Annotated in this window: 25 protein-coding genes; 19 read left to right on the forward strand and 6 right to left on the reverse strand. The window is 56.8% G+C overall.

Annotated elements, in window-relative coordinates; translation table 11 throughout:
• Position 1 precedes the first annotated feature (1 nt).
• The 13 genes from FCH32_RS17430 (at position 2) to acpT (ending at position 12,137) form a co-directional block, all read left to right on the forward strand.
• Complete coding sequence (locus tag FCH32_RS17430) at positions 2-583, forward strand: COG4648 family protein (RefSeq protein ID WP_174361262.1); 582 nt, start codon at positions 2-4, stop codon at positions 581-583.
• Complete coding sequence (locus FCH32_RS17435; RefSeq protein WP_174361263.1) at positions 580-1,941, forward strand: AMP-binding protein; 1,362 nt, start codon at positions 580-582, stop codon at positions 1,939-1,941. The genes FCH32_RS17430 and FCH32_RS17435 overlap by 4 nt, the downstream gene beginning before the upstream one ends.
• The gene (locus FCH32_RS17440; RefSeq protein WP_174361264.1) at positions 1,928-2,281 is read left to right on the forward strand and encodes an ApeI family dehydratase; all 354 of its coding nucleotides are present in this window, start codon (positions 1,928-1,930) and stop codon (positions 2,279-2,281) included. Before FCH32_RS17435 ends, FCH32_RS17440 begins: the two co-directional genes overlap by 14 nt.
• The gene (locus tag FCH32_RS23535; protein ID WP_135911264.1) at positions 2,272-3,963 is read left to right on the forward strand and encodes a glycosyltransferase family 2 protein; all 1,692 of its coding nucleotides are present in this window, start codon (positions 2,272-2,274) and stop codon (positions 3,961-3,963) included. Before FCH32_RS17440 ends, FCH32_RS23535 begins: the two co-directional genes overlap by 10 nt.
• Before the next feature lie 2 nt (positions 3,964-3,965).
• Positions 3,966-4,388: an acyl-CoA thioesterase gene (locus tag FCH32_RS17450; protein ID WP_135911263.1), complete on the forward strand. Its 423-nt coding sequence runs from the start codon at positions 3,966-3,968 to the stop codon at positions 4,386-4,388.
• Entirely contained in the window at positions 4,385-4,990 is a 606-nt protein-coding gene (locus tag FCH32_RS17455; RefSeq protein ID WP_135911262.1) for a LolA family protein, read from the forward strand. The genes FCH32_RS17450 and FCH32_RS17455 overlap by 4 nt, the downstream gene beginning before the upstream one ends.
• Complete coding sequence (locus FCH32_RS17460; protein WP_174361265.1) at positions 4,959-7,280, forward strand: MMPL family transporter; 2,322 nt, start codon at positions 4,959-4,961, stop codon at positions 7,278-7,280. Before FCH32_RS17455 ends, FCH32_RS17460 begins: the two co-directional genes overlap by 32 nt.
• 130 nt (positions 7,281-7,410) lie before the next feature.
• Positions 7,411-7,947 (forward strand): DUF3261 domain-containing protein, encoded by a 537-nt coding sequence (locus FCH32_RS17465; protein ID WP_174361330.1) that lies wholly within the window; start codon positions 7,411-7,413, stop codon positions 7,945-7,947.
• Position 7,948: 1 nt separating this feature from the next.
• The gene (locus FCH32_RS17470; RefSeq protein ID WP_174361266.1) at positions 7,949-9,118 is read left to right on the forward strand and encodes a beta-ketoacyl-[acyl-carrier-protein] synthase family protein; all 1,170 of its coding nucleotides are present in this window, start codon (positions 7,949-7,951) and stop codon (positions 9,116-9,118) included.
• The gene (locus FCH32_RS17475) at positions 9,115-9,591 is read left to right on the forward strand and encodes a hotdog family protein (protein ID WP_174361267.1); all 477 of its coding nucleotides are present in this window, start codon (positions 9,115-9,117) and stop codon (positions 9,589-9,591) included. Before FCH32_RS17470 ends, FCH32_RS17475 begins: the two co-directional genes overlap by 4 nt.
• A complete protein-coding gene (locus FCH32_RS17480) occupies positions 9,588-10,319 on the forward strand; it encodes a 3-ketoacyl-ACP reductase FabG2 (protein ID WP_174361268.1) in 732 nt (243 codons plus the stop codon). The genes FCH32_RS17475 and FCH32_RS17480 overlap by 4 nt, the downstream gene beginning before the upstream one ends.
• Entirely contained in the window at positions 10,316-11,545 is a 1,230-nt protein-coding gene (locus FCH32_RS17485) for a beta-ketoacyl-ACP synthase (protein ID WP_174361269.1), read from the forward strand. Before FCH32_RS17480 ends, FCH32_RS17485 begins: the two co-directional genes overlap by 4 nt.
• 1 nt (position 11,546) lies before the next feature.
• Positions 11,547-12,137: a 4'-phosphopantetheinyl transferase AcpT gene (gene acpT, locus FCH32_RS17490; protein WP_174361270.1), complete on the forward strand. Its 591-nt coding sequence runs from the start codon at positions 11,547-11,549 to the stop codon at positions 12,135-12,137.
• On the opposite strand, the gene FCH32_RS17495 is transcribed toward acpT, so the two are convergent.
• Positions 12,129-12,635, reverse strand: a complete 507-nt coding sequence (locus FCH32_RS17495; protein WP_135911256.1) for a phenolic acid decarboxylase — start codon at positions 12,633-12,635, stop codon at positions 12,129-12,131. The genes acpT and FCH32_RS17495 overlap by 9 nt on opposite strands.
• A 99-nt stretch (positions 12,636-12,734) precedes the next feature.
• Here FCH32_RS17495 and FCH32_RS17500 point away from each other — a divergent pair, with 99 nt between their 5' ends.
• The gene (locus tag FCH32_RS17500) at positions 12,735-13,595 is read left to right on the forward strand and encodes a LysR family transcriptional regulator (protein ID WP_174361271.1); all 861 of its coding nucleotides are present in this window, start codon (positions 12,735-12,737) and stop codon (positions 13,593-13,595) included.
• Positions 13,596-13,677: 82 nt separating this feature from the next.
• On the forward strand, positions 13,678-14,079 hold the full coding sequence (gene nikR / locus FCH32_RS17505; RefSeq protein ID WP_096759193.1) for a nickel-responsive transcriptional regulator NikR: 402 nt from the start codon (positions 13,678-13,680) through the stop codon (positions 14,077-14,079).
• 75 nt (positions 14,080-14,154) lie between these two features.
• Here the strand turns inward: nikR and FCH32_RS17510 are convergent, their stop codons facing one another.
• On the reverse strand, positions 14,155-15,351 hold the full coding sequence (locus tag FCH32_RS17510; protein ID WP_174361272.1) for a BaiN/RdsA family NAD(P)/FAD-dependent oxidoreductase: 1,197 nt from the start codon (positions 15,349-15,351) through the stop codon (positions 14,155-14,157).
• Between the two features lie 229 nt (positions 15,352-15,580).
• Here FCH32_RS17510 and pitA point away from each other — a divergent pair, with 229 nt between their 5' ends.
• Complete coding sequence (gene pitA / locus FCH32_RS17515) at positions 15,581-17,080, forward strand: inorganic phosphate transporter PitA (RefSeq protein WP_115257235.1); 1,500 nt, start codon at positions 15,581-15,583, stop codon at positions 17,078-17,080.
• Between the two features lie 65 nt (positions 17,081-17,145).
• On the opposite strand, the gene uspB is transcribed toward pitA, so the two are convergent.
• Entirely contained in the window at positions 17,146-17,481 is a 336-nt protein-coding gene (uspB, locus tag FCH32_RS17520) for a universal stress protein UspB (RefSeq protein WP_096759190.1), read from the reverse strand.
• A 393-nt stretch (positions 17,482-17,874) separates the two neighbouring features.
• On the opposite strand from uspB, the gene uspA reads away from it, so the two are divergent.
• Together uspA and dtpB are read left to right on the forward strand one after the other, a co-directional pair.
• Positions 17,875-18,312, forward strand: a complete 438-nt coding sequence (uspA, locus tag FCH32_RS17525) for a universal stress protein UspA (protein WP_003023368.1) — start codon at positions 17,875-17,877, stop codon at positions 18,310-18,312.
• Between the two features lie 292 nt (positions 18,313-18,604).
• Positions 18,605-20,077, forward strand: a complete 1,473-nt coding sequence (gene dtpB, locus FCH32_RS17530; RefSeq protein ID WP_115257234.1) for a dipeptide/tripeptide permease DtpB — start codon at positions 18,605-18,607, stop codon at positions 20,075-20,077.
• Between the two features lie 87 nt (positions 20,078-20,164).
• Here dtpB and FCH32_RS17535 read toward each other — a convergent pair whose 3' ends face one another.
• On the reverse strand, positions 20,165-20,668 hold the full coding sequence (locus tag FCH32_RS17535) for an RrF2 family transcriptional regulator (RefSeq protein WP_115257233.1): 504 nt from the start codon (positions 20,666-20,668) through the stop codon (positions 20,165-20,167).
• Between the two features lie 230 nt (positions 20,669-20,898).
• Between FCH32_RS17535 and FCH32_RS17540 the strand changes: the two genes are divergently transcribed.
• The gene (locus FCH32_RS17540) at positions 20,899-22,098 is read left to right on the forward strand and encodes an NAD(P)/FAD-dependent oxidoreductase (RefSeq protein ID WP_146718133.1); all 1,200 of its coding nucleotides are present in this window, start codon (positions 20,899-20,901) and stop codon (positions 22,096-22,098) included.
• 111 nt (positions 22,099-22,209) lie between these two features.
• Here FCH32_RS17540 and rsmJ read toward each other — a convergent pair whose 3' ends face one another.
• A complete protein-coding gene (rsmJ, locus tag FCH32_RS17545) occupies positions 22,210-22,959 on the reverse strand; it encodes a 16S rRNA (guanine(1516)-N(2))-methyltransferase RsmJ (protein WP_115257231.1) in 750 nt (249 codons plus the stop codon).
• An 8-nt stretch (positions 22,960-22,967) separates the two neighbouring features.
• Positions 22,968-25,010 carry an oligopeptidase A gene (gene prlC, locus FCH32_RS17550; protein WP_115257230.1) on the reverse strand — a complete coding sequence of 681 codons (2,043 nt, stop codon included), beginning with the start codon at positions 25,008-25,010 and terminating at the stop codon, positions 22,968-22,970.
• Between the last annotated feature and the right edge of the window lie 10 nt (positions 25,011-25,020).

Consider the following 25,020-nt stretch of genomic DNA (forward strand, 5'->3'; position numbering starts at 1 on the left):
CGTGTCGGGCGCGCGTTCGCTGCCAGTCGTACAACTGCTGACAGGCTTACTGCTGTTGGGCTGGCCATTTTTAATCTGGTTTGGCCTGGCACATAACGGCCTGCACTGGCTGCTACCGCTGATGGCATTGCTGCTGTTTGTACGCTTTCGCCAGACCCGGCGACAGGCGGGACCGTTGCGCGTCGTGACGCAGATAGTGGCGGTAGCGGGCATGACGCTTTGCGTTACCAGCTATCTGCTCAAAACGCACCAGTTGCTGCTGTTTTATCCGGTGGTGGTCAACGGGGTCATGCTGGCAGTCTTTGGTGGCTCACTCTGGTCTACCATGCCGGTTGTCGAACGCCTGGCACGGCTGCGCGATCCCAATCTACCCGCAGCAGGTGTGCGCTACACGCGCCGCGTCACGCAAATCTGGTGTGCCTTTTTCATCCTCAATGGCAGCATTGCGCTCGGTACCGCGCTGTATGGCGATATGTCCCTGTGGACGGTGTGGAACGGCATGCTCTCCTACCTGCTGATGGGAACGCTGATGGCAGGAGAGTGGCTGGTGCGCCGCCAGGTGATAAAACGAGATAACCCATGAAGCAGCCCCTTCCACTCTCTGAGTGGCTCAGCGCTCCACGTCCATCCGACGTACCCGTTGCGTGGTTAGAAGACGCGACCTGGACACTCGGCCATCTACGCCACGATGTTGCCCTGTTGATAACGTACCTGCAGCAGCAGGAGGGTGAACGCTGGGCACTGTGCTTTGAGGACAGCTATCTGTTTATCGTGGCACTGCTGGCAACGCTCCATGCTGGCAAAACGCCGGTGATCCCGGGCCATTGTCGCGTTTCATTATTGAACGAGCAGCATGCGCTGTTTGACGGCGTATTGAGCGATAAACCGCTGAACTGGCAGGGTCCGCTACAGGTTGTCCAGTCTGCCATGACGGCCGCCACAGACGACGTGACGTTCCCCCCCATCCGCAGCGACGCCTTTGTGGAACTCTTCACCTCCGGCTCTACCGGCCAGCCGAAGCGGGTCGTTAAACCGATCGGGCGTCTCGATAACGAAGCGGCGTTGCTCGCCGCGCGCTTTGCCGACCGTTTAACAGGTTGTCGGGTGGTGGCATCAGTGTTGCCACAGCATCTGTACGGCCTGACATTTCGTATCTTCCTGCCGATGTCCTTGGGCTTGCCGCTACACGCGGCAATGCTCTGGTACGCCGAACAACTGGCGGCGTTGGGCCATGAGTATCAGTATGTGTTTATCAGCAGCCCGGCGTTTCTGAAACGCCTCGACCACCAGCTTGCCGCGCCGCCGGTCCGGATGGTTCTGTCAGCGGGCGGTATGCTGCCCTGGCAGGACGTCACGCAGACAGCAGACTGGCTAAACGTCTGGCCTGATGAGATCTACGGTAGCACTGAAACCGGCATCCTCGCCTGGCGTTATCGCCAGCAGGATGATGTGGCATGGCAGCCCTTCCCCGACATCAGATTCCGGTCAGAAAATGACGCGTTTCGCGTATTTTCCCCGCTGATTGCTGCTGATGATGGCCTGTTGCTCGACGATATTCTGCATTTTGCAGAAAACGGTCAGTTCCGCCTGATGGGACGGCGGGGCCGGGTGGTCAAAATTGAAGAAAAGCGTATTTCGCTAAGCGAAGTAGAGCGCCGTCTGCTGGCACTGGACGGCATCTGCGACGTTGCTGCTATGCCTGTCTCACGCGGCGGACGCCAGGGCGTTGGCGTCCTGCTGGTTCTGGATAACGAAACGCGTCAACGCTGGTATCAGCGCGGAGGAAAACCACAAGAGCTGAGCTGGCGGCGCGCGCTGCGCCCATGGCTGGAGCCGGTTGCTGTTCCCCGCTACTGGCGGGTGATTGACGAAATCCCGGTGAACAGTATGAACAAGCGTGTCTATGCGCAATTACAGGAGTTATTCCATGAAACCCCATGAAATTGAGCGTCATCAGGCACAACCTCAGCAGGTGGAGATTGTTTTGCATCTCGACCCTTCTCTATTCTGGTTCTGCGGACATTTTACCGTGCAGCCGCTGCTGCCCGGCGTCGCGCAGATGGACTGGGTAATGCACTACGCCACCACGCTGCTCGCCCCCGGCTGGCGCTTTCACAGCATTCAGAACGTGAAATTTCAGGCTCCGCTGTTACCGGAAAACACCGTCACGCTAGCCCTGAACTGGCAAGAAGAGCGCCAGATACTGACCTTCAGCTACCAGCGCCACGACGGCGAAGCGCGCCACACCGCCAGCAGCGGGAAGATCCAGTTATGCCGTTAACGTTTTCTCCCTGCGTGCTGATCCCCTGCTACAACCATGGCGCAATGATGGCCAGCGTGCTGGCGCGGCTTCAGCCGTTCGGCCTGCCCTGCATTGTGGTGGACGACGGCAGCGACGACGCCACGCGGGATGAACTGGCCCGCCTGGCAGCAGAAGATAAAAATCTGACCTTAATTCGCCTGCCGATTAACTCGGGCAAAGGTGCGGCGACGATCTGCGGCATGCAGGCGGCGGCAGAGGCCGGATTCAGCCACGCGGTGCAGGTAGACGCCGACGGGCAGCATGCCATTGAAGATATCCCGAAGCTGCTTGCACTGGCGGAGCTTCACCCAACAGCGTTGATTTCCGGGCAGCCTATTTATGACGATTCCATACCCCGCTCGCGCCTGTACGGACGCTGGGTGACCCACGTCTGGGTGTGGATTGAAACGCTCTCGCTCCAGCTCAAAGACAGCATGTGCGGCTTTCGGGTTTACCCGCTTGCGCCGACGCTGCACCTGGCGCAGCGCGTGACCCTCGGCCAGCGAATGGACTTTGATACCGAAGTGATGGTGCGCCTCTACTGGCAGGGCAATACCAGCTATTTTGTCCCCACCCGTGTCACCTATCCGCTGGACGGTCTCTCTCATTTCGATGCCCTCAAAGACAACCTGCGCATTTCACGGATGCACACGCGCCTGTTTTTTGGCATGTTGCCGCGCATCCCGTCGCTGCTTTTTCGCCGCGCATCGCCACACTGGGCGCGCCAGCAGGAAGTAAAGGGATTATGGGGGATGCGCCTGATGCTACTGGTCTGGCGCTTACTGGGGCGCAAAGCATTCTCCCTGCTGCTCTACCCGGTGGTCGGCGTTTACTGGCTGACGGCAACCACCGCCCGCAAAGCCTCCCAACGCTGGATTGCCCGCGTGCGCGAACAGCTAACCGCACGCCAGATGCCGCTGCCGCCATCGCTCACCAGCTATCAGCACTTCCTGCGTTTTGGCGATGCGATGCTCGATAAAATTGCCAGCTGGCGTGGCGAACTGCGGTTAGGCCGCGATGTGATCTTTGCCCCTGGCGCTGAAGAGACGCTCAACATTAGCTCACCACGCGGCAAGCTGCTGCTGGCCTCGCATCTGGGCGATGTGGAAGCCTGTCGCGCGCTGGCGCAATTACAGGGCAGCAAAACCATCAACGCGCTGGTGTTTAGCGACAATGCCCAGCGCTTTAAGCAAATTATGCAAGAGATGGCCCCGCAGGCCGGGCTGAATCTGCTGCCGGTAACCGATATTGGCCCGGATACCGCGATCCTGCTTAAAGAGAAGCTGGATCGCGGCGAATGGATTGCCATCGTCGGCGATCGTATTGCAGTCAACCCGCAACGCGGCGGCGAATGGCGCGTCTGCTGGAGCCGCTTTATGGGGCAAGCGGCCCCCTTCCCGCAGGGACCCTTTATTCTCGCCTCGATTTTACGCTGCCCGGTGGATCTGATTTTCGCCCTGCGACAACAGGGGAAACTGCGTATTCACTGCGAGCCTTTCGCCGACCCGCTACTGTTGCCGCGCGCCGACCGGCAAAACGCGTTACAGCAAGCCATCGATCGCTACGCCGAACGTCTGGAGCACTACGCGCTACAGTCGCCGCTCGACTGGTTTAACTTTTTCGATTTCTGGCAGCTGCCGGATACCAAAGACAAGGAGTAAGGGTGCTTAACGATCCCCGCTTTACGGCTGAAGTCGAGCTGACCATTCCGTTCCACGACGTCGATATGATGGGCGTGGCGTGGCACGGCAACTATTTCCGCTATTTCGAAATTGCCCGCGAGGCGCTGCTGAATCAGTTCGATTATGGCTATCGGCAAATGAAGGAATCCGGCTATCTGTGGCCGGTGGTCGATACTCGCGTGAAGTACCGCCACGCGCTGACTTTTGAGCAGCGCATTCGCGTACGCGCACGCCTTGAGGAGTTCGAAAACCGTCTGCGCATTGGTTACGAAATTTTCGATGCCGAAACCGGCAAGCGCGCGACTACCGGCTACACCATCCAGGTGGCGGTAGAAGAGAACAGCCGCGAACTGTGCTTCGTCAGCCCGGATATCCTGTTTGCCCGGATGGGGGTCACGCCATGAGATTTTTACCGCTGCTGGCGCTGCTTATCAGCCCCTGGGTCAGCGCTCTGACGCTGGATGATCTGCAACAGCGCTTTACCGAACAGCCGGTGGTTCGCGCCCACTTCGATCAAACCCGCACCATTAAGGATCTGCCGCAGCCGCTACGATCGCAGGGCAACATGTTGATCGCCCGCGACCAGGGATTGCTGTGGGATCAAACGTCCCCATTCCCGATGCAGCTGCTGCTCGATGACAAACGGATGGTGCAGGTGATCAACGGCCAGCCGCCGCAAACCCTCACCGCTGAGAACAACCCGCAGATGTTCCAGTTCAACCATCTGCTGCGCGCACTGTTCCAGGCGGATCGTAACGTGCTGGAACAGAACTTCCGCGTGGCGTTTGCCGACAAAGGTGAAGGCCGCTGGACGCTGCGCCTGACGCCGATCACCACGCCGCTGGATAAGATTTTCGCGACCATTGATTTAGCCGGAAAAACTTATCTGGAGAGCATTCAACTGAACGATAAGCAGGGCGATCGCACCGACATCACGCTTTCCCAACACCAACTGACGCCCGCACAGCTGACTGATGATGAACGCCAACGCTTTGCCGCCCAGTAAACGTCCCGCGCTGCTGTGGGGAATCGCCTGCCTGATCCTATTGGGCGTGTTGCTGACGCTGTTGCCTCAGGCACGGCTTAACAGCAGCGTGCTGGCAATGCTGCCCAAGCAGACGTTGGGGGCGATCCCGCCGAGCCTCAACGACGGCTTTATGCAGCGCCTTGACCGGCAACTGGTCTGGCTGGTAAGCCCCGGGAAAAAAGCCGACCCGCAGGTTGCCCGCAGCTGGTTGTCGCTATTACAGAAATCGCAGGCGCTGGCTGAGGTCAAAGGCCCGATGGACGCCGACAGCCAGCAGGCATGGGGCGCTTTCTTCTGGCAGCACCGCAACGGCCTGATCGATAGCGACACCCGCGCCCGCCTACAAAACGGCGGTGAAGCGCAGGCGCAATGGATACTTTCCCAGCTCTACTCTGCTTTTTCCGGTGTCAGCGGCAAAGAGCTGCAAAACGACCCGCTGATGCTGATGCGCGGCTCGCAGTTGGCAATGGCCAAAAACGGCCAGCGCCTGCGGCTGATGGACGGCTGGCTGGTGGCCCAGGATGAACAGGGCAACTACTGGTACCTGCTGCATGGCGAGCTGGCCGGTTCGTCGTTTGATATGCAGCAGACGCACCAGCTGGTCACCACGCTGAATACGCTGGAAGGTGAACTCAAGGCGCAATATCCGCAGGCGCAGCTGTTGTCTCGCGGGACCATGTTCTACAGCGATTACGCCAGCCAGCAGGCAAAGCGGGATGTTTCGACCCTCGGTGTCGCCACCCTGCTTGGGGTGATTTTGCTGATTGTGGCGGTGTTCCGTTCCCTGCGCCCGCTGCTGCTGTGTCTGATTTCGATTGGTATTGGCGCGCTGGCGGGCACCGTCGTCACGCTGCTGATTTTTGGCGAACTGCACCTGATGACGCTGGTGATGAGCATGAGCATCATCGGGATCTCCGCCGACTACACGCTCTACTATCTGACCGAGCGGATGGTGCACGGCGCAGAAACCTCACCGTGGCAAAGCCTCAGCAAAGTGCGCAATGCCCTGCTGCTGGCGCTGCTGACCACAGTGGCGGCGTATCTGATTATGATGCTCGCCCCTTTCCCCGGCATTCGTCAGATGGCGGTATTCGCGGCGGTGGGCCTGAGCGCTTCCTGCCTGACGGTGATTTTCTGGCACCCGTGGCTGTGTCGTGGGCTGCCGGTGCGCCCGGTACCGGCGATGGTACTGATGCTACGCTGGCTTGCCGCATGGCGACGCAATAAACAGCTTTCCGTCGGCTTGCCGGTGGCGCTGGCCCTGTTCTCGCTGGCGGGTCTTGCCACACTGCGCGTGGACGATGATATCTCGCAGCTTCAAGCGCTGCCGCAGGATATTTTGGCACAGGAAAAAGCGATTACCGCGCTGACCGGGCAGAGTGTCGATCAGAAGTGGTTTGTGGTGTACGGCAAGTCTGCACAGCAAACGCTGGAGCGGCTGGAACTGTTTGCCCCCGCGCTGGAGCAGGCGAAAAAAGAGGGATGGCTTGGCGGCTATCGCACTATTCCGCTGAATTCACTCGCCCGACAGCAGCAGGATCTCAGCCTGCTGAAAAACGCTGCGCCAGCCGTCACTAAAGCCCTGAACAACGCCGGACTGGCGACGGTAAACCCCGATCTTAACGCCATGCCGGTAACGATCGATGCCTGGCTTGCCAGCCCGGCCAGCGAAGGCTGGCGGCTGCTGTGGCTGACCCTGGCCGATGGCGAAAGCGGCGTGTTGGTACCGGTTGAAGGGATGAAAAACAGTGCTGCATTAAGCACTCTCAGCACGAAATACTCCGGCGTCGCGTGGGTGGATCGTAAAAGCAGCTTTGACGAACTGTTCGCGCTGTATCGCCATATTCTGACCGGCCTGCTATTGGTTGCGCTGGCAGTGATTGCCTGTGGCGCGATGGTGCGACTTGGCTGGCGCAAAGGGCTAGTCAGTCTCGTGCCATCGGTATTATCGCTGGGCTGCGGTCTGGCAGTGCTGGCGCTGAGCGGCCATGCAGTCAATTTGTTCTCGCTGCTGGCGCTGGTGCTGGTACTCGGCATCGGCATTAACTACACGCTGTTTTTCAGCAATCCGCGCGGCACACCGTTAACCTCATTTTTAGCGATTACGCTGGCGATGCTGACCACGCTGCTGACCCTCGGCATGCTGGTTTTCAGTGCCACCCAGGCTATCAGCAGCTTTGGTATCGTGCTGGTGAGCGGCATTTTCACCGCCTTCCTGCTGTCACCGCTGGCGATGCCAGTGAAAAAGAGAAAAAAAGACGATGAGTAAACTGATATTTCGTTGGTTGAGTGGGCTTTTGCCGGATGGCGGCGTTGCCTTATCCGGCCTACGTCAGCACATCAATTGTAGGCCGGATAAGCGCAGCGCCATCCGGCGGGGCCTGCTCGTCGCCACGCTGATGCTGACCGGTTGCAGCCACTCACAGCCCGAACAAGAAGGCCGACCACAGGCGTGGCTGGAGCCGGGCGCACGCGTGACGCTACCCGCGCCGGGGATCTCTCCGGCGGTCAATTCACAACAATTGCTCACCGGCAGTTTTAACGGCAAAACCCAGTCGCTGCTGGTGATGCTTAATGCCGATGATAAAAAACTCACCCTGGCAGGCCTCTCCTCTGTCGGTATCCGCCTGTTCCTCGTCACTTACGATGAAAAAGGGCTGCATGCCGAACAGTCGATTGTGGTGCCGCAGCTGCCGCCCGCCAGCCAGGTTCTGGCCGACGTGATGCTCAGCCACTGGCCGATTAGCGCCTGGCAGCCGCAGCTGCCGAAGGGCTGGACGCTCACCGATATCGGCGACAAGCGCGAGCTGCGCAACGCCCGCGGCAAGCTGGTCACAGAAATCACCTACCTGAACCGCAAAGGCAAGCGCGAGCCCATCAGCATCGAACAGCACGTGTTTAAATACCACATCACCATTCAATATCTGGGTGACTGAGATGATCTACATTTCTGCGGTTGGCATGATTAACGCGTTGGGCAACAACCTCGATGAGATTGCCGCCAACCTGATGCGCGGCGTGGCTCCCGGTATGCGCCCGCGCACCGGCTGGCTTCAGGGCCATCAGCACGCGGTTTTAGCCAGCGTCGACGGTGAACTGCCGACGATTCCTGATGAGTTTAGCGCCCATCGTTCGCGCAATAATCAGCTGCTGCTGGCGGCGCTCGCGCAAATCCAGCCGCAGGTGGATGACGCTATTGCGCAGTTTGGTCGCGACCGCGTTGCCGTGGTGCTCGGCACCAGCACCTCCGGGCTGGACGAAGGCGACGTGCATGTTGATCTCACGCTCAACGGCAAAGCGAGCAGCGCCTGGCAATATCCGCAGCAGGAGCTGGGCGACCCGTCGCGCTTTCTTAGCCACTGGCTGGCATTGGACGGCCCGGCGTTTACGCTCTCTACCGCCTGCTCCTCAAGCGCCCGCGCGATCATGAGCGGACGCCGCCTGATTGAATCAGGGTTGGCGGACGTGGCGATTGTCGGCGGGGCGGACACGCTAAGCCGGATGCCCATCAACGGTTTCCACAGTCTGGAATCACTCTCGCCAACGTTATGCCAGCCATTTGGCCGCGACCGCTGCGGGATTACCATCGGCGAAGGCGCGGCGCTGATGCTGCTGACCCGCGAACCGCAGCCGATTGCGCTGCTGGGCGTTGGCGAATCCAGCGATGCGTACCATATTTCGGCCCCTCATCCGCAGGGCGAAGGGGCGATCCACGCCATTCGTCAGGCGCTTAACGACGCGGGGATGACGCCAGAGCAGGTGGGCTACATCAATCTACACGGCACCGCCACGCCGCTGAACGATAAAATTGAGGCTAACGTAGTGAACACGCTATTTGGCGAAAGCGTCCCGTGCAGTTCGACTAAACATCTGACCGGACACACGCTAGGTGCTGCGGGGATCACCGAAGCTGCCATCAGTATGCTGATTTTGCAGCGCGACCTGCCGCTGCCGCCGCAGGATTTTGGCTCCTCGCCACGCGATGAAACGCTGCCTGCTTGTGGGATCATCGAACAAATGCAGCCGCTACCGCGCCCGGTCATCCTGTCAAACTCGTTTGCCTTTGGCGGCAATAACGCCAGTATCCTGCTCGGGAGAATGCCATGAGCCACTATTTAGCGCCCGGCGACTATCTGCCACACGACGCGCCGATGCTACTGCTTGAAGAAGTGGTCAGCGTGACGGACGACTCCGCGACCTGCCGCGTCACGGTATCGCCCGACGGCGTACTGGCTCCGTTTCTCGATGGCGAGGGCAATCTGCCCGGTTGGTTCGCCCTTGAACTAATGGCGCAAACCGTTGGCGTCTGGTCCGGCTGGCACCGTCATCAGGCGGGTCAGGCCAGTATCTCGCTGGGCATGGTGCTCGGCGCACGTGAATTAGCCTGTGCGGCGGGAATATTGCCAGGTGGCCTGACACTGGATATTAGCGTCACGCTACTGATGCAAGATGCACGTTTTGGCAGCTTTGAATGCACCGTTCAGGCCGGTGAAGAGCTGCTGGCAAGCGGTCGCGTCAACACCTTCCAGCCGACAGCGGAAGAACTTAACACCCTATTTCAACAAGGAGCGTCCGCATGAGTCGTTCAGTTTTGGTTACCGGCGCCAGTAAAGGCATTGGTCGCGCCATCGCCCGCCAGCTGGCGGCGGACGGCTTTGTGGTCGGCGTTCACTATCATCGCGATGCACAAGGTGCCCAGGAGACGTTGGATGCAGTCCTCGCTGCTGGAGGTTCGGGGCGTCTGCTGGCCTTTGACGTCGCCAACCGCGAGCAGTGTCGAGAAGTGCTGGAGCAAGATAACGACGCGCACGGTGCGTGGTACGGCATCGTCAGTAACGCCGGTATCACCCGTGATGCGGCCTTCCCGGCGCTCAGCGACAACGACTGGGATGCGGTGATCCACACCAACCTCGACAGCTTCTACAACGTCATCCAGCCGTGCATGATGCCGATGATTAGCGCCCGCCTGGGTGGGCGCATCATTACCTTATCGTCGGTTTCCGGCGTGATGGGCAATCGCGGTCAGGTCAACTACAGCGCCGCCAAGGCGGGGATTATTGGAGCGACAAAAGCGCTGGCGATTGAGCTGGCAAAACGCAAAATTACCGTCAACTGCATTGCGCCGGGGCTGATTGATACCGGGATGATCGAAATGGAAGAGGCCGCGCTGAAAGAGGCGATGTCGATGATCCCGATGAAACGGATGGGCCAGGCCGATGAAGTGGCCGGGCTTGCCAGCTATTTAATGTCGGATATCGCGGGTTACGTCACCCGCCAGGTGATTTCTATCAATGGAGGGATGCTATGACACGTCGCGTGGTCATTACAGGGATGGGCGGCGTCACCGCCTTTGGTGAAAACTGGCAGGCCGTTTCCGCCCGGCTGCTGGCGTATGAAAACGCGGTGCGCAAAATGCCGGAGTGGCAGGTTTATGACGGACTGCACACGCTGCTGGGCGCGCCGGTCGATGATTTCACCCCACCGGAGCACTATACCCGCAAGCGTATTCGCTCTATGGGTCGCGTGTCGCTGATGTCCACCCGCGCGACCGAACTGGCGCTGGAGCAGGCCGGGCTGATTGGCGATGCGGTGCTGACCAACGGTGAAACCGGGATTGCCTACGGCTCGTCAACCGGCAGCACCGGTCCGGTGAGCGAGTTCGCCACCATGCTGACCGAGAAGCACACCAACAATATAACCGGCACCACCTACGTGCAGATGATGCCGCACACCACCGCCGTCAACACCGGATTATTCTTCGGCCTGCGTGGGCGAGTGATCCCCACCTCCAGCGCCTGCACCTCCGGCAGCCAGGCGATTGGCTACGCATGGGAAGCGATTCGTCACGGCTACCAAACGGTGATGGTCGCCGGCGGCGCGGAAGAGCTGTGTCCGTCGGAAGCGGCGGTGTTTGATACCCTGTTCGCCACTAGCCAGCGCAACGACGAACCGAAAACCACGCCCTCGCCGTTTGATGAACATCGCGACGGGCTGGTAATTGGCGAAGGCGCAGGCACGTTGATTCTGGAAGAGCTTGAGCACGCCAAAGCGCGCGGCGCGACGATTTACGGTGAGATTATCGGTTTTGCTACCAACTGCGATGCGGCGCATATCACCCAGCCGCAGCGCGAGACGATGCAGATTTGCATGGAGCAGTCGCTGAAAATGGCGGGCTTACGCGCGCGGGATATCGGTTATATTTCAGCCCACGGCACGGCGACCGATCGAGGTGATATTGCAGAAAGTCAGGCAACCGCCGCCATTTACGGTGATAATGTGCCGCTGTCCTCGCTCAAAAGTTATTTTGGCCATAGCCTTGGCGCCTGTGGCGCGCTGGAAGCCTGGATGAGTTTGCAAATGATGCGCGAAGGCTGGTTTGCGCCTACGCTAAATTTAAGCCAGCCTGATGCCAACTGTGGCGCGCTGGATTACATTATGGGTGAAGCCCGCAAGATTGATTGTGAGTTCCTGCAGAGCAATAACTTTGCGTTTGGCGGCATAAATACTTCTATTATCATCAAACGTTGGCCCTGATATGTACCGGATCGTTGTTGGGAAAGTTTCTGTTTTAAGCGCTGGCGCCCTGCCTCGCGCGTTGTATGAACAGGCGCCGCAAGGTGCGCGCCGCACGCGCTGGCTGGCTGGCCGCGTGCTGCTTTCCCATGCCTTGTCGCCACTGCCTGACATTGTCTATGGTGAGCAGGGAAAACCGGCATTCTCAGGCGACACGCCGCTGTGGTTTAATCTCAGCCACAGCGGGGATGACATCGCCCTGCTGCTCAGTGATGAAGGGGAAGTCGGCTGCGATATTGAAGTCGTGCGCCCCCGTGATAACTGGCGGACGCTGGCAAATACAGTATTCAGCCTTGGGGAACATGCCGAAGTCGAAGCTGAACGCCCGGACCACCAGCTGGCGGCGTTCTGGCGCATCTGGACGCGCAAAGAGGCCATCGTTAAGCAACGTGGCGGCAGCGCCTGGCAAATTGTCAGCATCGACAGCACTACCCTGACGTCCTCACTCTCTGTCAGTCAGTGCCAGCTCGATACCCTGAGCCTGGCCGTGTGTACGCCAACGCCGTTTACATTGACCGCCGACGCCGTGCAGAGACTGGATACCTTAGCGTAAATTTTCCGGGAAGTTATCCGGCAATTCGCTGGCAGCACAGGCAATAACGCTGTCATTATTCGCCCCGCAGTCACGCACGAAGGTAATAGTCGCGAACTCATCAATCACCTCGGTTGGATACGCCGGGCCCGCATCACGATACGACATCATCAGCGGAATATGGTCATTCTGGAAGCAGACCGTTTTCTCCGGATTGTTGATCACCCAGCGTGGAAAGAAGATGGTGCCGTGGAAAAGTTTGTCACCCAGATTTACGATCAAGCTGACGTCGGTTCCGGTCGGTTCGGTCCATGAAATTTTATAAACGCTCTCCCCGACTCGCACAATGTACGCCCGCTGATCTTTCACCCAACGGTTAGCCACAATACCGCTGTGAATACGGTAATCCAGCGTGGTGTCATTTTTCACGTAGATCTCGTAATTCCAGCCATTATCGTAGGTATAGACCAGATGTTTGCCGACAAACCCGCTCAAATCATGTTTATCAAAAGCGCTCATATGCGTTCTCCTCTCAGTTGATGGGGCGATCTTAACGCTTCAAAAATTGGATGAATAACGCTATGTTTACATCATATTCATTCAATTTTTAGATGAGTTATGCATAAGACAACCCTGGAGCAGTGGGCCCTGCTGGAAAAAGTGGTGGAGCTGGGTAGTTTTACTAAAGCAGCGGAAGAGACCAACCGTAGTCAGTCTTCGGTGAGCTACAATCTGGCGCTGTTACAGGAGCGGCTCGGCGTGACGCTACTGATGCCGGAAGGCCGCAGAGCGGTATTAACTCCGGCAGGCGAGGTACTGCTCAATCAGGTCAAACCGCTATTGAAGGCTTTTTCATGGGTGGAAACCCGGGCGGCGACTTTACGCAATGGCACGCGAACACGACTGGATTTGATGGTAGATAGCATCTTCCCACGCAAACGCCTGTTCGCGATCCTCAAGCAGTTCCAGCAGGCGTGGCCGCAGACGCAGGTGCGTCTGACTGAAGTGCTGGAGAATGCTGACGATCGGCTGGCGGCACATGCCGATGCGGACGTGATGGTTCTGACCCGGCGTCAGGATGTCACCGGACGCGGTGAATGGTTGATGAATATTGATTTCGTGGCCGTTGCCCACCGCGATCACCCGCTCTGCACGCAGGATACGCCGCTGGATGAAGACGCCTTACGCGCCTGGCCGCTGATACGTATTGCCGATCGCGACAACCCACAGCAAGCGGCTCGCGATGCCTGGACCTTCTCTACCATTGATGCCGCTATTGATGCGGTACTGTATCAGGTCGGTTACGGCTGGTTGCCCGAGGAGCGCATTCAAGCGCAGCTTGATCAGGGGCTATTACGTCCGTTGCCGTTAAGTCACGGCGCTCGCCGTGCCACACCGTTGCATCTGATCGTCAAAGAGACGCTCACGCCGCTGGATGAGCAGGTAAGCACCCTGCTGCGTTTATTGCGAGCGCATTAACCTTTTCCCCAGATGCCGCACGTGTGTTACAAAATACGCTATTTCCGCATGCCCTGTACGCCACATAAAAGGTTAACTTTAGATGCAACGAGTCACCATTACTCTCGATGACGATTTACTGGAAACGCTGGACAGCCTGAGCCAGCGCCGGGGTTATAACAACCGTTCCGAAGCCATCCGCGACATTTTGCGCGGCGCGCTATCCCAGGAAAGCACGCAAGAACACGGCACCCAGGGCTTCGCGGTACTCTCCTATGTTTATGAACATGAGAAGCGTGACTTAGCCAGCCGTATTGTCTCGACCCAGCATCACCACCACGATTTGTCGGTCGCCACGCTGCATGTCCACATCAACCATGACGACTGCCTGGAAATCGCCGTGCTAAAAGGGGACATGGGTGACGTTCAGCATTTTGCCGATGACGTTATCTCCCAACGCGGCGTGCGCCACGGTCATTTGCAGTGCCTGCCGAAAGAAGAGTGACGTCTATTACGTTGTCGGCCACGACTACATCAGATGACGCGTAATATTAAAACGTTATACGGTTTACCTTCACCGTCACTCCCCGGACACTAAATCCTGCGCACACGCCCAGGCGCTCGACCATGCCCACTGGAAGTTATAACCACCCAGCCAGCCGGTGACGTCCATCACTTCGCCAATGAAATAAAGGCCCGGTACTTTGCGGGCTTCCATGGTCCGTGAAGACAATTCGTTGGTGTCTACTCCACCCAGCGTCACCTCTGCCGTGCGATACCCTTCCGTGCCGTTTGGCTGCACGCGCCATTCGGTCAGCGTTTCCACCAGCGCTTGCTGATCGCGTAGGTTAAGTTGCTTCAACGTCACGTCCGGGATTTGCCCCAACTGCTGCAAACACTCCACCAGTCGCTTCGGTAATTGCATCGCCAGCGTGTTCTTCAGACTCTGATTGGGATGCGCGCTGCGCTGTTCATCAAGGAAGCTTTCGAGGTCAACATCTGGCAACAAATTAATGCTGACAAATTCACCCGGCTGCCAAAAACTGGAAATTTGTAAAACGGCCGGGCCTGACAGCCCACGGTGCGTAAAGAGCAGGTTTTCACGAAATACGGTGCCGTCCTCGGCGGTAATGACAGAGGGAACAGACACGCCGGAGAGCACCTGAAGCTGGTCAAGCAGCGGCTTATGCAGCGTAAACGGCACCAGACCCGCACGCGTTGGCAGCACATTCAGGCCAAACTGTTCGGCAATTTTATAACCAAATGGCGTCGCCCCCAGACCCGGCATAGAAAGCCCACCGCTGGCAATCACCAGTTTCGTCGCACCAACGGTTGCGCCGTTGAGCTCCAGCGTAAAGCCCTCATCATCCCGTGCGACGCTCAGAACTTCGCTACGTAAGCGCATCGTAACGTTACCTTTTTCGCATTCCGCTACCAGCATATCGACTATTTGCTGCGCGGAGTCGTCACAAAAAAGCTGGCCGAGCGTTTTTTCATGCCAGGCAATGCCGTGTTTACCCACCAGATCGATAAAATCCCACTGGGTATAGCGCGCCAACGCTGACTTACAGAAATGAGGGTTTTGACTCAAATAAGCCGCAGGCTCGACATAAAGATTGGTAAAGTTACAGCGCCCCCCGCCAGACATGAGGATCTTGCGCCCGGGCTTTTTACCATTATCAATAAGCAGTACTCGACTTCCTGCTTGTCCTGCCTGCGCGGCACAGAACATACCCGCTGCGCCAGCGCCTATAATAACGGTATCAAACCTTTCCACGTTGCGATCCTCTCTAAAAAGCGGGCGTGAATTGTAAAGATTCCTCAGTGGCCGCACCAGCACCAAACCATCAAAAATAGGTATTTATCTGAATTCTATAAGATAATTCTTTAGTGGTGTCATACAAAGCAGGAGACAAATCAAAAAAACTCTATATTTCACTTTGCCCGCGCCGCCAAAGTCACTGATAATGCGCCGCGTTCATGTCCTCAAAATGGCGTAACGTCCTATGCTACATTTGTTTGCTGGCCTGGATTTACATACCGGGCTTTTACTCTTGCTTGCTTTGGCTTTTGTTCTGTTCTACGAAGCAATTAACGGCTTCCATGATACAGCCAATGCCGTCGCTACTGTGATCTACACCCGTGCCATGCGTTCGCAATTGGCGGTGATCATGGCTGCGGTGTTTAACTTCTTTGGTGTTTTGCTGGGCGGTCTCAGCGTAGCGTATGCCATCGTGCATATGTTGCCAACGGATCTGCTGCTCAACATGGGTTCATCACATGGCCTCGCCATGGTGTTCTCTATGCTGTTGGCGGCAATTATCTGGAACCTGGGTACCTGGTACTTTGGTTTGCCTGCATCCAGCTCCCACACGCTGATTGGCGCGATTATCGGTATTGGTTTAACCAATGCGTTGATGAACGGCACATCGGTCGTGGATGCACTTAACATCCCGAAAGTGATAGGTATTTTTGCCTCTCTTATCATCTCGCCGATTGTCGGCCTGGTGGTTGCAGGCGGCCTGATCTTTTTGCTGCGTCGCTACTGGAGCGGTACTAAAAAACGTGCCCGTATTCACCTGACGCCAGCAGAGCGTGAAAAGAAAGACGGCAAGAAAAAGCCGCCATTCTGGACGCGTATCGCACTGATCCTCTCCGCAATCGGCGTGGCGTTCTCTCATGGCGCAAACGACGGGCAGAAAGGCATTGGTCTGGTCATGCTGGTACTGATTGGCGTAGCACCTGCCGGTTTCGTGGTGAATATGAACGCTTCCGGTTACGAAATTACGCGTACCCGCGATGCCATCAATAACGTCGAAACCTTCTTCCAGCAACGCCCTGACCTGCTCAAGCAGGCGACCGGTGTAGACCAGTTGATTCCGTCACCGACGGAAACAGGTACAGCGACGACGACAGAGTTCCATTGCCACCCGGCTAATACCATTAACGCGCTGGAACGTGCGAAAGGTATGCTGGCGAATCTGGAAACCTACGACAAGTTAAGCGTTGAGCAGCGCGGACAACTGCGCCGTATTATGCTGTGCATTTCCGATACCACCGATAAGGTCGTGAAACTGCCTGGTGTAAGCAACGACGATCAGCGCCTGTTGAAGAAACTGAAAACCGACATGCTGAGCACCATTGAGTACGCTCCGGTGTGGATCATCATGGCCGTTGCGCTGGCTCTGGGCTGCGGTACGATGATTGGCTGGCGTCGCGTGGCAACCACTATCGGTGAGAAAATCGGTAAGAAAGGCATGACCTATGCTCAGGGGATGTCGGCGCAGATGACGGCCGCCGTCTCTATCGGTCTCGCCAGTTATACCGGTATGCCAGTTTCCACCACCCACGTACTCTCCTCTTCCGTTGCGGGTACGATGGTCGTTGACGGTGGCGGCTTACAGCGTAAAACAGTGACCAGCATTCTGATGGCCTGGGTCTTCACCCTGCCTGCGGCGATTATTCTTTCCGGGGGGCTGTACTGGCTCTCCCTGAAGCTTATCTAAGCGAATGCGCAATAAAAAAGCGGGCCTGCAAACAGGTCCGCTTTTTTTTTACGCTGTCATCAGGTTCAGTGCCAGATAATCAGCGCAACCATACTGATTAATACCAGCCCACATAACGAACTGGTGAGAATGAACTGACCGCGCACGCGCTCACAGCGGCGAATAAACTCATCATCATGATGATCGCGATAGCGCTGAGCGTAGATATACCACACCAGACGCATCTGCTTGTTGGGTTGCCCATGCGAGGTAAAAAAGCCTCCGCCATCAACATACTGGTAAAGCAATGGATCGCAACCACGAAGTACCACTAACAGTGCGCGCAACGACGAGAAATAGCGCGCCATATTAACAATGCAAACGACACACAAAGCCCAGAATAACGCAATGGTGCTTATCATACCCCCTCCCCGGCGACCCGCCCACGGAGTTCCTCTCCGGGACTACCGCTCCCCGATACCCTACCAAACTATGCAGTGAAGAGTGCTACCGAAACCGCTCGTGTTAGTGTCACGCATCCGAGCGCCTCTCTAGATAGTGTAGGAGATTAGTTAATTTTTTTGCCAGAAGGTTAATCACTATCAATACAATTAACTGAAAAATTTGTTTAACTACTTGGCAATCAAGGTGGATTGACGGATTATCCTGGTCGCTATAATGTAAGGATAGTCCCTATAGGGTACGTCTTTACGACTGGGCTAGCCCCGCGCGTAAGGTCCGCAGGATGCGGATGACGCGGCGGCAAACGATCGCCAGAAGGCTAGTCATCGACAACTTATGGAAGGAGTAACACTATGGCTTATAAACACATTCTCATCGCGGTTGATCTTTCTCCGGAAAGCAAAGTTCTGGTTGAAAAAGCGGTCTCTATGGCGCGGCCTTACAATGCAAAAGTTTCCCTTATCCACGTTGACGTAAACTATTCCGACCTGTACACCGGGCTAATCGACGTAAATCTGGGCGACATGCAGAAACGCATTTCTGAAGAAACTCATCACGCGTTAACCGAACTGTCCACCAACGCAGGCTACCCTATCACCGAAACCCTGAGCGGTAGCGGCGATCTGGGTCAGGTTCTGGTTGATGCCATCAAAAAATACGATATGGATCTTGTCGTGTGCGGCCATCACCAGGATTTCTGGAGCAAGCTGATGTCCTCTGCGCGCCAGCTGATCAACACCGTTCACGTCGACATGTTGATTGTCCCGCTGCGAGATGACGAAGAAGCATAAAATGCTAGCTGTCGGGGGGTAACCCGCCCCGCTGTAAACATTTAAGCCTGTAAGCGCCCGCCTGTGCGGGCGTTTTTGTTTTTGTACCTTGCGTGAAAATTATTACCTATCAGTACATCAACCCAACAAATAAATCATAATTAGTGTGATCAACTAATTGGATCGAAAACTATCTCTATAATACTCTACCAGCGCGGCCTATCACCGCAGTCTATAACAAAATAAGACTTTTTCGGCGCGTTTTAGAATACGCGTTCATACTTTTCGGGATGGCTTTGAAAGGCGAAGGAATATGAATACACGAGCACCTACGGGCTTGCTGCAGCAACCTCGTCCGTTCTTCATGATCTTTTTTGTAGAATTATGGGAACGATTTGGCTATTACGGCGTTCAGGGCATCCTGGCGGTATTTTTTGTTAAACAACTCGGCTTCTCTCAGGAACAGGCGTTTATCACCTTCGGTGCGTTTGCTGCGCTGGTGTACGGCCTGATATCCATTGGCGGCTACGTTGGCGACCACCTGTTGGGCACCAAGCGCACGCTGGTTCTCGGCGCCATCGTGTTAGCCATTGGCTATTTCATGACCGGAATGTCGCTGCTGAAACCCGACCTGATTTTTATTGCGTTGGGTACCATCGCCGTAGGTAACGGGCTGTTTAAAGCTAACCCAGCAAGCTTGCTGTCAAAATGCTATCCGCCAAAAGACGCCCGACTGGACGGCGCCTTCACCCTGTTTTATATGTCGATTAACATCGGCTCCCTGCTGTCGCTGTCGCTGGCGCCGGTCATTGCCGATAAGTTTGGCTATGCGGTGACTTACAACCTGTGTGGCGCGGGACTTATCGTTGCACTGCTGGTCTATTTTGCCTGCCGTGGCATGGTGAAGGATATCGGTTCTGAGCCAGACCATAAGCCGCTGGTATTCCGCAATCTGCTGTGTGTACTGGCCGGTACCGTGGTGATGATATTCGTGTGCGCCTGGTTGATGCACAACGTGAAAGTTGCCAACCTGGTGCTGATCGTCCTGTCGATTATCGTCACCATCATCTTCTTCCGTCAGGCATTCAAACTGGATAAAACCGGGCGCAATAAGATGTTTGTGGCCTTTATCCTGATGCTGGAAGCAGTGGTGTTCTACGTGCTGTACGCGCAGATGCCGACATCACTGAACTTCTTTGCCATCAATAACGTACACCATGAAATTCTCGGTTTCGCCATCAACCCGGTGAGCTTCCAGGCATTGAACCCGTTCTGGGTGGTGCTTGCCAGCCCGGTACTGGCAGTGATTTATACCCGTCTGGGCAACAAGGGCAAAGACCTGACCATGCCGATGAAGTTCACGCTCGGTATGTTCCTGTGCTCGCTGGGCTTCCTGACCGCTGCTGCCGCGGGTATGTGGTTTGCCGATGCGCAGGGGCTGACCTCACCGTGGTTCATTGTACTGGTATATCTTTTCCAGAGTCTGGGTGAGTTGCTGATTAGCGCCCTGGGGCTGGCCATGGTCGCCGCGCTGGTGCCGCAGCATCTGATGGGCTTTATTCTGGGGATGTGGTTCCTGACCCAGGCTGCAGCGTTCCTGATGGGTGGCTATGTGGCAACGTTCACCGCGGTACCGGAAAACATCACTGACCCGCTACAGACGCTGCCTATCTATACCAACGTCTTTAGTAAAATCGGTCTGGTCACGCTGGCCGTCACGGTAGTGATGGCGATTATGGTGCCCTGGCTGAATCGGATGATTAATACGCCGAGTACTGAACAGTAATACGCCGTGCCGGATGGCGGCTATTGCCTTATCCGGCCTACATTCATTATGCCCGATACGCCTTGCGCTATCGGGCATTTTTAGTGGTTATCCTTTGCGTGCGTCGATCCAGTCCTGCACTTCTACGACAAACGTATCCGGTGCTTTGCGATACATCTTACGCGCCAAATCCAGGATCGTGTGCTGACCAAGCGCCTCTTCCATACGCTGCTGCGCCATATCCATCACTGAGCGCACGCCGCAAATCCCTTCACAGGCCCACTCCGGCGGATGCTCCTCAAAGACCGCTAAGCGCTGGCGGATTTCACGGCATTCGAAGATACGCTTGTCGCCGTCAATAGCATTGACCACGTCCAGCACCGTGATGTGCTCGGCGGGCCTGGCGAGCTGAAAACCGCCGCCCTTTCCTTCACTGCTGCGCACCAGTCCGGCCTTCGACAGACGGGTGAAGATCTTCGCCAGATAGTCATACGGCACGCTTTGTAGCTCAGCAATTTCCCGTACGCTCATATCCCGCGCATCCCCCTTACTGTCAACCATACACATCAGGCTATGGATGCCGTACTCAACCCCGGAACTGTAGAATGCCATGCTCTTATCTCAGCCAAAATGAATCTGAGTTATTGTAACTTTTTCGGCCTGCACATACCAGATACTCAGAATTCACCTGCTCATAAATAAAATTTAATTCATTAAATATCAAATATATAAATACAATTCGACAGACAAAGAAGCGCTTTTACAGGAAATCACATTGCAATCTTTAACTACGACCAATAAAATCCGAGTAAATAATTCATAGTCACCAGTGAGAAACGCCAATGCGTAAAAAAATTCTGATCGTGGGCGCCGGTTTTGCCGGTATGTGGGCAGCATTAAGCGCCGCACGACTGGCGGATAAACATCAGCAGCCCATTGATATTACTGTTATTGCGCCGCAGCCAGAGCTGCGCGTGCGCCCGCGTTTTTATGAGAATGATGTCCAGACGCTGGTTGCGCCACTGCAGCCGCTGTTTGATGTCACCGGTGTGAACTTCCTGCGCGGCACGGTTACCCAGTTGCTTCCACAATCTAAAGAAGTGAGCTGGACGGACGCAACGGGCCAAAAACAGCTTCTCCGCTACGACCGGCTGATTCTGGCCAGCGGCAGTGAAGTTAATCGCAATAGGGTTGCCGGCGCTGCGCAGCACGCCTTCGACCTCGATCAGCTGGAAAGCGCAACCGTACTGGAGCAGCATCTGAAAGATCTCGCGCACAGACCAGAAAGCGAGGCGCGCAATACCGTGGTGGTCTGCGGCGGCGGCTTTACCGGGATCGAAATGGCGCTGGAATTACCGGGTCGCCTGCGCGACATTCTCGGCGCTGATGCTAAGACCAGAGTTGTCGTAGTTGAACGCGGCCCGCAACCGGGTGCACGCTGGAGCCAGGAGCTGCGCGATGTGATCGCCGAAGCCTCCGCTGAACTGGGTGTGGAATGGCGGGTCAATGCAGAAGTCGAAAGCGTGGATGCGTCCGGCGTGACGCTGAAAGACGGGCAGACGATTGCATCACAAACCGTTATCTGGACGGTCGGCGTGCAGGCAAACGGCTTAACGGCACAGATCGACGCCCCGCGCGATCGTCAGGGCCGTCTGCATGTGAATGCGCATCTTCAGGTTGTGGGCCACGAGGATATCTACGCGACGGGTGATGTCGCCTGGGCCGCCACTGATGACAAAGGCAACCACGCCTTAATGACCTGCCAGCACGCGATTCTGTTGGGTAAATTCGCCGGGAACAATGCCGCTGCCAGCCTGTTAGATGTGATGCCACTGCCCTATCGCCAGGAAAACTACGTCACCTGTCTGGATCTGGGCGCGTGGGGCGCGGTGTACAGCGAAGGCTGGGATCAGCAGGTGAAACTGACGCGCGCAGAGGCGAAGAAACTGAAGCGGTCAATCGTCAGCGAGCTGATTTATCCACCGAAAGCGGACCGTGCAGTCGCCTTTGAGATTGCCGACCCGCTGGCACCGTTTGTGTAATTGATATTGCCGGATGTCAGCGTACTTGCAAGGCTGCGCGTAGGCCCGATAAGCGCAGCGCCATCGGGCAGCAAACCATGCCGGATGGCGACGCGACGCGTGTTATCCGGCCTACGGAGTTCCGGCATAAATATCAAACCGGTGCCCTTTAGTCACCACCGCGTTCGGCGTTGCCACCTCCGCCAGCGGCGGGGCATAGTCCGGGCGCTTGACCACCACGCGTTTAGTGGCTAACTGGCGCGCAGGCTCCAGCAGGCCATCGGCATCTAAATCCGGCCCCACCAGCGACTGAAACACGCGCATCTCTTTTTTCACCAACGCGCTTTTCTGCTTATGCGGGAACATCGGGTCGAGGTATACCACCTGCGGGCGTGGGGTGATATCGGTGAGCGCTGTCAGGCTGGATGCATGAATTAACTGCAAACGCGCCTGCAACCACGGGCCAATTTCCGCATCGGCATAACCGCGCGCCAGGCCATCGTCGAGCAACGCCGCCACTACCGGGTTACGTTCCAGCATCCGTACGCGACAGCCCACGGAGGCCAGCACGAACGCATCGCGTCCCAACCCGGCCGTCGCGTCCACCACGTCCGGCAGATAATCGCCTTTCACGCCAACGGCTTTCGCCACCGCTTCACCGCGACCGCCGCCAAATTTGCGCCGGTGGGCCATCGCCCCGCCGACAAAATCAACGAAGATGCCGCCGAGCTTGGGTTCATCGCGCTTGCGCAGTTCCAGATGCGCCGGTGTCATCACCAGCGCCATCAGATTGTCTTCATCGTGTTCCAGTCCCCAGCGGGCAGCCAGAACAGATAAGGCGCCGTCTCCGGCGCCCGTTTCATCCAGTAAACAAATTTTCACGCCAGTCTTCAGCCCTTGATGCCGTAATGGTCCAGCATCGCATCCAGTTGCGGCTCACGGCCACGGAAGCGTTTGAACAGCTCCATAGGCTCTTCGGAACCCCCACGGGTCAGGATGTTATCGAGGAACGACTGGCCGGTTTCACGGTTGAAAATCCCTTCGTCTTCAAAGCGGGAGAAGGCGTCCGCCGCCAGCACGTCAGCCCACAGGTAGCTGTAATATCCCGCCGCATAACCCCCGGCAAAAATATGGCTGAAAGCGTGCGGGAAGCGACCCCATGTTGGGCCCGGCACCACGGCAACCTGCTTTTTAATCTCCGCCAGGGTGTCGAGAATTTTCGCCCCTTGCTGCGGGTTAAACTCAGCGTGCAGACGGAAGTCGAACAGACCGAACTCCAGCTGACGCAGGATGAACAGCGCCGCCTGGTAGTTTTTCGCCGCCAGCATTTTATCCAGCAGTTCTTTAGGCAGCGGCTCACCGGTTTCATAGTGACCGGAGATAAACGCCAGCGCTTCCGGCTCCCAGCACCAGTTTTCCATAAACTGGCTTGGCAGTTCGACAGCATCCCACGGCACACCGTTGATACCGGAAACACCGGCCGTTTCGATGCGGGTCAGCATATGATGCAGGCCGTGACCGAACTCGTGGAACAGGGTAATCACTTCATCGTGGGTAAACAGCGCCGGCTTGCCGCTGACCGGACGGTTAAAGTTGCAGGTCAGGTAAGCGACCGGTTTTTGCAGCGTGCCGTCGGTTTTACGCATCTGCCCGACGCAGTCGTCCATCCATGCCCCACCGCGCTTGTTTTCACGCGCATAAAGATCCAGATAGAAGCTGCCGCGCAGTTCGTTGTGTTCGTCATACAGCTCAAAGAAACGCACTTCCGGGTGCCAGACGTCAACATCGGTACGCTCTTTGGCAGTGATGCCATAAATACGCTTAACCACTTCGAACAGGCCGTTTACGGCTTTGTTTTCCGGGAAGTACGGGCGCAACTGCTCGTCGCTGATGCTGTACAGGTGCTGTTTCTGTTTCTCGCTGTAGTAGGCGATATCCCACGGCTGCAGCTCATCAACGCCAAACTCTGCTTTGGCGAAGGCGCGCAGCTGGGCCAGCTCTTTTTCACCCTGCGGACGGGCACGTTTTGCCAGATCGGTCAGGAAGTCGAGTACCTGCTGCGGGTTCTCGGCCATTTTGGTGGCGAGAGATTTAAAGGCATAGCTTTCAAAGCCCAGCAATTGAGCCAGCTCGTGGCGCAGCGCGAGGATCTCTTCCATCACCGGGCTGTTGTCCCATTTGCCCGCATTGGGCCCCTGATCGGACGCACGGGTGGAGTAGGCGCGGTACATTTCTTCACGCAATGCCTGGTTGTCGCAGTAGGTCATCACCGGCAGATAGCTCGGGATATCCAGCGTCAGCAGATAACCTTCCTGCTCTTTGGCTTCGGCCTGGGCTTTTGCTGCCGCCAGCGCACTTTCCGGCATGCCAGCCAGCTCAGATTCGTCGGTGATCAGTTTGGTCCAGCCCATGGTGGCGTCGAGCACGTTGTTGCTGTACAGGTTGCCAAGTTCAGACAGGCGGGTCGCGATTTCACCGTAGCGCTGCTGCTTTTCTTTCGGCAGGCCGATACCAGAAAGCTCAAAGTCACGCAGGGCGTTATCGACGGCTTTTTTCTGCGCGGTATTCAGAGTGGCGTAATGGTCACCTTCACGCAGATCGCGGTACGCCTGGTACAGGCCTTCATGTTGCCCAACCCAGGTGCTGTACTCAGACAGCAGCGGCAGCGTTTGTTCGTAGGCTTCGCGCAGTTCCGGGCTGTTTTTCACCGAGTTCAGATGGCTGACCGGAGAGAAGATACGCCCCAGGACATCGTCCACTTCCGCCAGCCGCTGGCAAAGATTTTCCCAGGTATATGGCGCCCCCTGCGCAACCACGCGCTCGACGTTTTCGCGGCAGTCGTTCAGCGCCTTAGTGACGGCGGGTACAACATGCTCCGGCTGAATTTTGGAAAACGGCGGCAGTTCGAAGGGAGTCAGCAATGGATTGGTCATTAGCGCAGTC

Source organism: Citrobacter gillenii (genome assembly GCF_013337685.1).
Classification (GTDB): domain Bacteria; phylum Pseudomonadota; class Gammaproteobacteria; order Enterobacterales; family Enterobacteriaceae; genus Citrobacter; species Citrobacter gillenii.

Bases quoted from the DNA above. Each gene is read 5' to 3' on its own strand.
- FCH32_RS17435 (WP_174361263.1), top strand. From the start codon at position 580: ATGAAGCAGCCCCTTCCACTCTCTGAGTGGCTCAGCGCTCCACGTCCA.
- FCH32_RS17440 (WP_174361264.1), top strand. From the start codon at position 1,928: ATGAAACCCCATGAAATTGAGCGTCATCAGGCACAACCTCAGCAGGTG.
- FCH32_RS23535 (WP_135911264.1), top strand. From the start codon at position 2,272: ATGCCGTTAACGTTTTCTCCCTGCGTGCTGATCCCCTGCTACAACCAT.
- FCH32_RS17455 (WP_135911262.1), top strand. From the start codon at position 4,385: ATGAGATTTTTACCGCTGCTGGCGCTGCTTATCAGCCCCTGGGTCAGC.
- FCH32_RS17460 (WP_174361265.1), top strand. From the start codon at position 4,959: ATGATGAACGCCAACGCTTTGCCGCCCAGTAAACGTCCCGCGCTGCTG.
- FCH32_RS17465 (WP_174361330.1), top strand. From the start codon at position 7,411: ATGCTGACCGGTTGCAGCCACTCACAGCCCGAACAAGAAGGCCGACCA.
- FCH32_RS17470 (WP_174361266.1), top strand. From the start codon at position 7,949: ATGATCTACATTTCTGCGGTTGGCATGATTAACGCGTTGGGCAACAAC.
- FCH32_RS17475 (WP_174361267.1), top strand. From the start codon at position 9,115: ATGAGCCACTATTTAGCGCCCGGCGACTATCTGCCACACGACGCGCCG.
- FCH32_RS17480 (WP_174361268.1), top strand. From the start codon at position 9,588: ATGAGTCGTTCAGTTTTGGTTACCGGCGCCAGTAAAGGCATTGGTCGC.
- FCH32_RS17485 (WP_174361269.1), top strand. From the start codon at position 10,316: ATGACACGTCGCGTGGTCATTACAGGGATGGGCGGCGTCACCGCCTTT.
- acpT (WP_174361270.1), top strand. From the start codon at position 11,547: ATGTACCGGATCGTTGTTGGGAAAGTTTCTGTTTTAAGCGCTGGCGCC.
- FCH32_RS17495 (WP_135911256.1), bottom strand. From the start codon at position 12,635: ATGAGCGCTTTTGATAAACATGATTTGAGCGGGTTTGTCGGCAAACAT.
- FCH32_RS17500 (WP_174361271.1), top strand. From the start codon at position 12,735: ATGCATAAGACAACCCTGGAGCAGTGGGCCCTGCTGGAAAAAGTGGTG.
- nikR (WP_096759193.1), top strand. From the start codon at position 13,678: ATGCAACGAGTCACCATTACTCTCGATGACGATTTACTGGAAACGCTG.
- pitA (WP_115257235.1), top strand. From the start codon at position 15,581: ATGCTACATTTGTTTGCTGGCCTGGATTTACATACCGGGCTTTTACTC.
- uspB (WP_096759190.1), bottom strand. From the start codon at position 17,481: ATGATAAGCACCATTGCGTTATTCTGGGCTTTGTGTGTCGTTTGCATT.
- uspA (WP_003023368.1), top strand. From the start codon at position 17,875: ATGGCTTATAAACACATTCTCATCGCGGTTGATCTTTCTCCGGAAAGC.
- dtpB (WP_115257234.1), top strand. From the start codon at position 18,605: ATGAATACACGAGCACCTACGGGCTTGCTGCAGCAACCTCGTCCGTTC.
- FCH32_RS17535 (WP_115257233.1), bottom strand. From the start codon at position 20,668: ATGGCATTCTACAGTTCCGGGGTTGAGTACGGCATCCATAGCCTGATG.
- FCH32_RS17540 (WP_146718133.1), top strand. From the start codon at position 20,899: ATGCGTAAAAAAATTCTGATCGTGGGCGCCGGTTTTGCCGGTATGTGG.
- prlC (WP_115257230.1), bottom strand. From the start codon at position 25,010: ATGACCAATCCATTGCTGACTCCCTTCGAACTGCCGCCGTTTTCCAAA.